Below are 6,387 nucleotides of genomic sequence, written 5' to 3' on the forward strand. Positions count from 1 at the left end.
GCGGCGCGGGAGAAAGCCTTAACCTTGGGTTGCATATACTGGCCGGGCAGGCTCAGCGAGGGTGAGGGAATCATGAAGGGGTTCGTGAGCGTCGTAGCCGCCGTTCTGATGACGGCCTGCTTCGCCGGCGAGGCTTTTGCTGCAAAGCTCGAGGCGAAGGTGAGCGTGTCCAGGCAGGTGATGACGGTCAGCCAGGGCGGCCGCGTGCTCTACCGCTGGCCGGTCTCCACGGCGCGCAAGGGCTATGTCACGCCGCGCGGCCGCTGGAAGCCAACGCGTATGCACCGCATGTGGCGCTCGCGCAAATACGACATGTCGCCGATGCCCTATTCGATCTTCTACTACAAGGGCTACGCCATCCACGGCACCAACTATGTGAAGGCGCTCGGGCGGCCGGCATCGCATGGCTGCGTGCGGCTGCATACCTCCAACGCGGCGAAGCTCTATTCGCTCGTAAAGCGCGTCGGTCCGGGAAATACGCGCATCGTCGTAACGGACTGAGCCGCCCTAGCGGATCTGCCAGCGTTTGTGGAACCACATCCACTGGCCGGGGTCCTCGCGCACCCATGCCTCGACCACGTCGTTCAGGAGCTGGGCGGTGCGCTCGACATGCACCGCGCCGGTCTCGTCGCGCGGCAGGTCGAGCCTTTCGCTGATCTCCAGGCGGAAGCGCCCGCCCGGCAGGCGCACGCAGCGCGCCGGATAGACATCGCACTCGTAATGCCGGGCAAGCTTGGGCACCAGCGGGCTGGTGTTGCACTCGCGGCCGAAGAAGCGCGTGCGCACGCCGCCCATGAATTTTTGGTCGACCAGCGCGCCGATATTGCCGCCTTCCTCCAGAACGCGCGCAAGCTGCAGCGCCGCCCCGGCGCGCGAGGGCAGGAGCCCGCCCATGGCGGAGCGGCGCGTCTTGTGGATGTAGTCGGCGATATAGGGGTTGTTCGGCGGGCGGAAGAGCGAGGTGACCTCAAGCCCGAACGTGGCGGCGGCGATGGGCAGGAACTCGAAATTTCCCAGATGCGCGGTGAAGAAGATATGCGGCCGCTTCTCCTCGCGCAGACGCCTGAACAGCTCGGCGCCGGAGACCTCCACCCGGCCAGGCGCCGGCGCATCCGGATCATAGTCGAACAGCTTGTCGAGGAAGACATATTCGACCGCCAGCCGCGCCATGTTCGCCCACATGTCGGAGGCGATCGCCTCGAGCTCGGCCGGCGACTTTTCCGGATAGGCGCGGCGCAGATTGTCGATCGCCACCCGGTGCCGGCTGACCTTCGGGCCGATCTTCCGCGCCACGCGCTCGGCAACGTCGAGCGCCTTGTCCGGCGGCAGAAGGCGCAGGAGCCGGAGCGTGGCGAGCGAGAGCTGCCCCGTCAGCCAATGGTCGACACCCCTCAGCCGGCGGCCGATCTTGCGGAGAAAGCGCTTCATGGGCCGGGCGGTCTCAATCCACCCGCAAGATGATCTTGCCGAAGACGTCGCGGCCCTCCATGCGCTGCAGCGCCCGATCGATGTCCTCGAACCCGACCTCCGTGTCGATCACCGGGGCGACGAGGCCCGCGGCCATCTTCTGCATGGCATCCGCCATGTTTTCCATGCGGCAGCCGAAGGAGCCGAGAATCTTCAGCTGCTGCTGGAAGAGCTGCATCAGGTTCATGGTCGTGGAGACGCCCGAAGTCGACCCGCAGGTGACGAGCCGGCCGCCGCGCTTCAGGCTAAGCATGGAGCCCGCCCAGGTGTCCGCCCCCACATGCTCGAACACCACGTCCACGCCGCGCTTCTTGGTGATCTTCCGCACCGCGCCCTCGAACCGGTCCTCGCGATAGTTGATCACGTGGTCGGCGCCGAGGGCCTTCGCCCGCTCAATCTTCTCGTCCGACCCCACGGTGGTGATCACCGTGCACCCCCAGCGCTTGGCGAGCTGGATCGCCGCCGAGCCGATGCCGGAGCCGCCGGCATGCACCAGGATGGTCTCGCCCGGCTCGAGCCTGGCATTGTCGAACAGCATGTGCTCGACCGTGCCGAAGGTGACGGGGGCCACGGCCGCGCCGATCTCGTCAACGCCCGGCGGCGCGGGCACGAGCAGGCGGGCGGGCAGGTTGATCTTCTCCTGCGCGAAGCCGTCGAGGTGGAAGCCGTGCACCCCGCCCACATGCTCGCACAGATTGTCGCGGCCCTCCCGGCAGGGACGGCAGAGGCCGCAGGTGCGCGCGCCATAGATCGAGACGAGCTGTCCCGGCAGGAGGCCGCTCACGCCGGGGCCCACCGCATCGACCCGGCCGGAGGCCTCGGCGCCAACCGTGAGGGGCAGCTTGCGCTTGGCAAATGCCATGCCGCGCCAGCCCCAGACATCGATATGGTTGAGCGCGACGGCGGCGATCCGCACCGTCACCTCGCCATGCCCGGGCGGAGGGGGCGGGGAGACGTCGGCGATTTCAAGCTTGCGGTCGGCGACGAGCTGGAGTGCGCGCATGGGCGAGGGTCTCGGCTGAAAGCGAACAGGACGTAGCGAATAGCCAATAGGGGAGGGTCGAGAAAGTGGCAACCGGCCGCGCCGCCCTATTCGCCGCTCCCTATTTCGCTCCTCGGATACCCGTCACCCGGCCTCGCGCGCCATCACCAGGCAGGTGTTCTGGCCGCCGAAGCCGAAGGAATTGGAAATCACCGTCGCCACATCGGCCTCGCGCTTCCGGTTCGGCACGACGTCGAGATCGATGGCCGGATCGGGGTTCTCATAGTTGATCGTGGGCGGGATCACGCCCTCGCGCATGGTCATGAGCGAGAAGACGGCCTCCACCGCGCCGGCCGCCGAAAGCGTGTGGCCGATCATCGACTTGTTGGAGGAGATGGGAATCTCCCGCATGCGCTCGCCGAACACCGTCGAAAGCGACAGATGCTCCATCTTGTCGTTTTCCGGCGTCGAGGTGCCGTGCGCGTTCACATAGTCGATCTCTTCTTCCGACATGCCGGCGTCCTTCAGCGCCGCATAGACGGCGGAGATGGCCGGCGAGCCGTCGGGCTTGGAGCGGGTCCGGTGGAAATCGTCCGCCTTTTCGCCGCAGCCGCGCACGATGCCGAGGACCTCGGCACCGCGCGCAAGCGCGCTTTCAAGCGATTCCAGCACCAGCGCGCCGGACCCTTCCGCCAGGACGAAGCCGTCGCGATCCTTGGAGAAGGGTTTTGAAGCCTTTTCCGGCCGCTCGTTCTGCGTCGAGAGGGCGGACAGGAGCGAGAAGCGGATCAGCGCCTCGGCGGTGGCCGAGCCGTCCGCGCCGATGGCCAGCGCCCGGTCGCATTCGCCGCGGCGGATCGCCTCCGTGCCGAGCTGGATCGCGGTGGCGCCGGAGGCGCAGGCGGTGGAAAGCGTGATCGGCAGCCCGCGCGTGCCGTATTTCTCCGCCAGCCGGTCGGCGATGGCCGCGAACTGGGCTTCGTCGAAAAGCGCTTCTTCCCTGGCTTTGCGGGCGGCCTCGATCAGGCTGCGCCAGCCATTGGAGCGGTCCGATTGCGCGTAAAGGCGCAGCCGGTTGTGCCAGTCGAGCTCGACGGGCGGCGCGGCGAGGAACAGCGGCCCGCCGAAATCGCCCCGCGAAACGCCGGCCTCCGCGACCGCTTCCTCAGCGGCGAGATCCGCCAGCGCGAAAGTAAGCGCGCTCGCGCCTTGACTGCTCTCGGGCAGGAAATCCACCGTGCCGGCGATGGTCGTCGCCAGATGATCGGTCGGAAAGCGGGTGATCGGATGGATGCCGGACCGTCCGCTGGTCAGCGCGGTCCAATTCTCCCTCTTGCCCTGGCCCAGCGAGGTGACCACGCCCATGCCGGTGACTGCGACGAGCGGGCGTCCGAAACTGTCGGTGGTTCTCATTGCGTGTTCCTCAGGCTTCGGTGACGAGCCCCATGCCTTCGAAGCAGTTGTAGCCGACCGCGGTCGCGAGCACAGCCTTCGGCGCGCCGTCGATGGAGCTTTCATTCTCCGCGTCGAAGGCGGCGTAGGGCTGCCCGTTGCGGATGGCGAGGGCTGCGAGCGCGACGGCGAAGGGGAACTGCGCTTCCTTCAGATGCCCGGTCAGGGAGGAAAAGCCGCGCGCGGCCGCCCCGCGGGAATCGAGTGCCGCCTTCTCCGCCTGCGTCGCCATATGCGCTCCGGAGGCTCCGGAGACGGCCATGAGCGGTTCCCTGCCGGCCGCGACGGAGTTCATCATTTCGGCAAGTTCCGTCTGCAGGGCGCTGCCGCTGCGCCGCGCGCGTCCGGAGACGACGGGGCCGATGGCCGCATAGGCCGCGTGGCCGCGTCTTTCCGCATGTTCGCGCGATTCCAGCACCAGGAAGGCGGCGCCCGAGCCGGTGATCACGCCGCCGCCGAGCTCCTCGCTGCGCCGCCAGACGGACGACCACTCCTCGCGCTGCAGATAGCCCGCCAGCTCATAGGCGAGCAGCATGTCCGGATGCTCCGTCTGGAACGCCGCTCCGACGAGCACATGCGTCGACTGGCCGGAGCGGATGCGCGCGGCCGCCGTCTCGATGGCCGAAACGCCCGCGCCCTCCTCGCCCATGAAGGTGCGCGAGGAGCCGGTGACCTTATGCACGATGGAGATATTGCCCGCCAGGAGATTGGAAAGCTGCGCGAGAAACAAGGTCGGGCGGAGTTCCGTCGTCAGCTTCTCGTTCAGCAGCACGTCATGATCGTTGCGCGCCAGCGAGGCGTCGAGGATCGCCTGGTCGACGGCCACGTCGCGCTCGCCGCCGCCCGCGGCCACGACCATGTCCATGGAGGTGCAGAGGGCCTCGTCGGTCTTCAGTCCCGCATCGTCCAGCGCCAGTCCCGCCGTATAAGTGCCGAGCCGCTGCCAGGTCTCCATCTGGCGCTGGTCGCCGCGCTTCGGGATCTGCGTGCTCCAGTCGATCTCCGGCAGGGGATGGACGATGTAAGGGGAGAACCGCTCCCGGTCGAGAACGGGCGCGGGTTCGGGCTTGCTCAGCGCCTGCCAGTGCGCCTCGGCGCCGAGGCCGAGCGAGGAGACGATACCGATTCCGGTGATGACCACGTCGGTCGGGCTCATGCGCTCCTCTTCGGGATGGCGGGAAAGGGTCTAGCTGGCGGCCTTGGCCGCGACCAGCTCGTCGATCTTGGCGCACAGGTTCTTCATGACGAAATATTCCTCGCCCGCCACTTTCCCGTCATTGACTTCCTGCGTCCACTTCTCGAGCGGCACCTTGATCCCGAACTCCTTGTCTATGGCGAAGACGATGTCGAGGAAGTCCAGGCTGTCTATGCCCAGGTCGTCGATCGTGTGGCTTTCGGGCGTAATCTTGTCGCGATCGATCTCGCTCGTCTCGGCAATGATGTCTGCAACCTTGTCGAATGTCGTCGTCACTGGCTTCCCTCGGAACGGGATTGAGTTCTCTTTGCGGTCTGCGGCTCTCTAATCGCTTTTTGGCGGCAGGAAAAGGGCAGAGGCGGAAGGGCGGCAGTCTCTTAGCCGAATATGATGCGCGCTGCCACGGCAATCCCTTCCGCAGAGCGGGTCACGATCACCGCCTCCCCGTCGCGCGGGCGCGCGCCGGTCAGCGCTTCGATGTTCTCCGGATGCGTGATCATGACAAGATTGCCGGCACCGCTATAGGCCATGATGCGCTCGCGCAGCGCCTGGGTCTGCGTCTCGGCAGCTTGCGACCCCGGCTCCACATAATCGAGCGCGGCGAAGATCTCCGCCTCGCGGAATGCCAGGTCGGCCGTCTCCTGCGCGCGGCAGTAGCGGCTGGTCAGCACCTGTTCGATGGGCGCGGCGCGGGCAAGGAACAGCGCGCCTATGCGGCGGGCCTGCTGTCGCCCGCGGTCGGACAGATTGCGCTGCGTGGCGCAGTTCTCCACGTCGAAATTCCCGGGATCGCCCTGGCCCGGGGCATTGGCGTGGCTGATCAGCACGACCTGGCCGCCCTCGCGCAAAAGGGCCCAGCCAGCCTCGGTCGCCGCCGCGGGGAGGCAGAGCAGGAGAAACAGGGTGGTCGCAAAGCGGATCATCAAAACTCCTCGTCGGTGCCCCTCATATAGAGGCACGCCGCCGCTCAAGACAGATGGAGGGCGGTGATCCCGGCACCTCTCAACCTGTCCACGTCAAGGGGCGCGCCTCAGGTGTGGATCGAATCGGCCCCGCCGCCCGGATTCGCAAAAATAATCTGCAGCAAAAACAATCGCCTGCGCGATTTCCGCATTTTTTCGCCGGAAAATTTATCCCCACCGCCGGCAGCCCTCTTACAATCCCTCCCATCGCTCTTGCGGGAACCGGATGCGCACCGGGTGTTCGGGAGAGCGGCGGCAACCTCCCCCTCCAGGGATCGGTACCTGGAGGCATGCTGAGGGCCCGCGACAGGCCGGCGGTGCCGGGGTGC

At 67.0% G+C, this 6,387-nt stretch carries 7 protein-coding genes; 1 reads left to right on the top strand and 6 read right to left on the bottom strand.

Features of this window, described 5'->3' with window-relative positions:
* Window positions 1-72: 72 nt before the first annotated feature.
* A complete protein-coding gene (locus RIN79_RS16945) occupies window positions 73-501 on the top strand; it encodes a L,D-transpeptidase (RefSeq protein ID WP_309085856.1) in 429 nt (142 codons plus the stop codon).
* Window positions 502-507: 6 nt separating this feature from the next.
* On the opposite strand, the gene RIN79_RS16950 is transcribed toward RIN79_RS16945, so the two are convergent.
* From RIN79_RS16950 to RIN79_RS16975, 6 genes are all read right to left on the bottom strand, one after another.
* Window positions 508-1,428, bottom strand: a complete 921-nt coding sequence (locus RIN79_RS16950) for a lipid A biosynthesis lauroyl acyltransferase (protein WP_309085857.1) — start codon at window positions 1,426-1,428, stop codon at window positions 508-510.
* A 13-nt stretch (window positions 1,429-1,441) separates the two neighbouring features.
* Window positions 1,442-2,470, bottom strand: coding sequence for a zinc-binding dehydrogenase (locus RIN79_RS16955; RefSeq protein WP_309085858.1), 1,029 nt, complete (start codon window positions 2,468-2,470; stop codon window positions 1,442-1,444).
* Between the two features lie 123 nt (window positions 2,471-2,593).
* On the bottom strand, window positions 2,594-3,862 hold the full coding sequence (locus RIN79_RS16960; RefSeq protein ID WP_309085859.1) for a beta-ketoacyl-ACP synthase: 1,269 nt from the start codon (window positions 3,860-3,862) through the stop codon (window positions 2,594-2,596).
* Window positions 3,863-3,872: 10 nt separating this feature from the next.
* Complete coding sequence (locus RIN79_RS16965; RefSeq protein ID WP_309085860.1) at window positions 3,873-5,057, bottom strand: beta-ketoacyl-ACP synthase; 1,185 nt, start codon at window positions 5,055-5,057, stop codon at window positions 3,873-3,875.
* 30 nt (window positions 5,058-5,087) lie between these two features.
* Complete coding sequence (locus RIN79_RS16970) at window positions 5,088-5,372, bottom strand: acyl carrier protein (protein ID WP_309085861.1); 285 nt, start codon at window positions 5,370-5,372, stop codon at window positions 5,088-5,090.
* A gap of 101 nt (window positions 5,373-5,473) precedes the next feature.
* Window positions 5,474-6,019 (bottom strand): histidine phosphatase family protein, encoded by a 546-nt coding sequence (locus RIN79_RS16975; RefSeq protein ID WP_309085862.1) that lies wholly within the window; start codon window positions 6,017-6,019, stop codon window positions 5,474-5,476.
* Window positions 6,020-6,387: the final 368 nt, after the last annotated feature.

Source organism: Chelativorans sp. (assembly GCF_031180965.1).
GTDB lineage: Bacteria > Pseudomonadota > Alphaproteobacteria > Rhizobiales > Rhizobiaceae > Chelativorans.

Coding starts and splice junctions, on each gene's coding strand:
- RIN79_RS16945 (WP_309085856.1), top strand. CDS start 73: ATGAAGGGGTTCGTGAGCGTCGTAGCCGCCGTTCTGATGACGGCCTGC.
- RIN79_RS16950 (WP_309085857.1), bottom strand. CDS start 1,428: ATGAAGCGCTTTCTCCGCAAGATCGGCCGCCGGCTGAGGGGTGTCGAC.
- RIN79_RS16955 (WP_309085858.1), bottom strand. CDS start 2,470: ATGCGCGCACTCCAGCTCGTCGCCGACCGCAAGCTTGAAATCGCCGAC.
- RIN79_RS16960 (WP_309085859.1), bottom strand. CDS start 3,862: ATGAGAACCACCGACAGTTTCGGACGCCCGCTCGTCGCAGTCACCGGC.
- RIN79_RS16965 (WP_309085860.1), bottom strand. CDS start 5,057: ATGAGCCCGACCGACGTGGTCATCACCGGAATCGGTATCGTCTCCTCG.
- RIN79_RS16975 (WP_309085862.1), bottom strand. CDS start 6,019: ATGATCCGCTTTGCGACCACCCTGTTTCTCCTGCTCTGCCTCCCCGCG.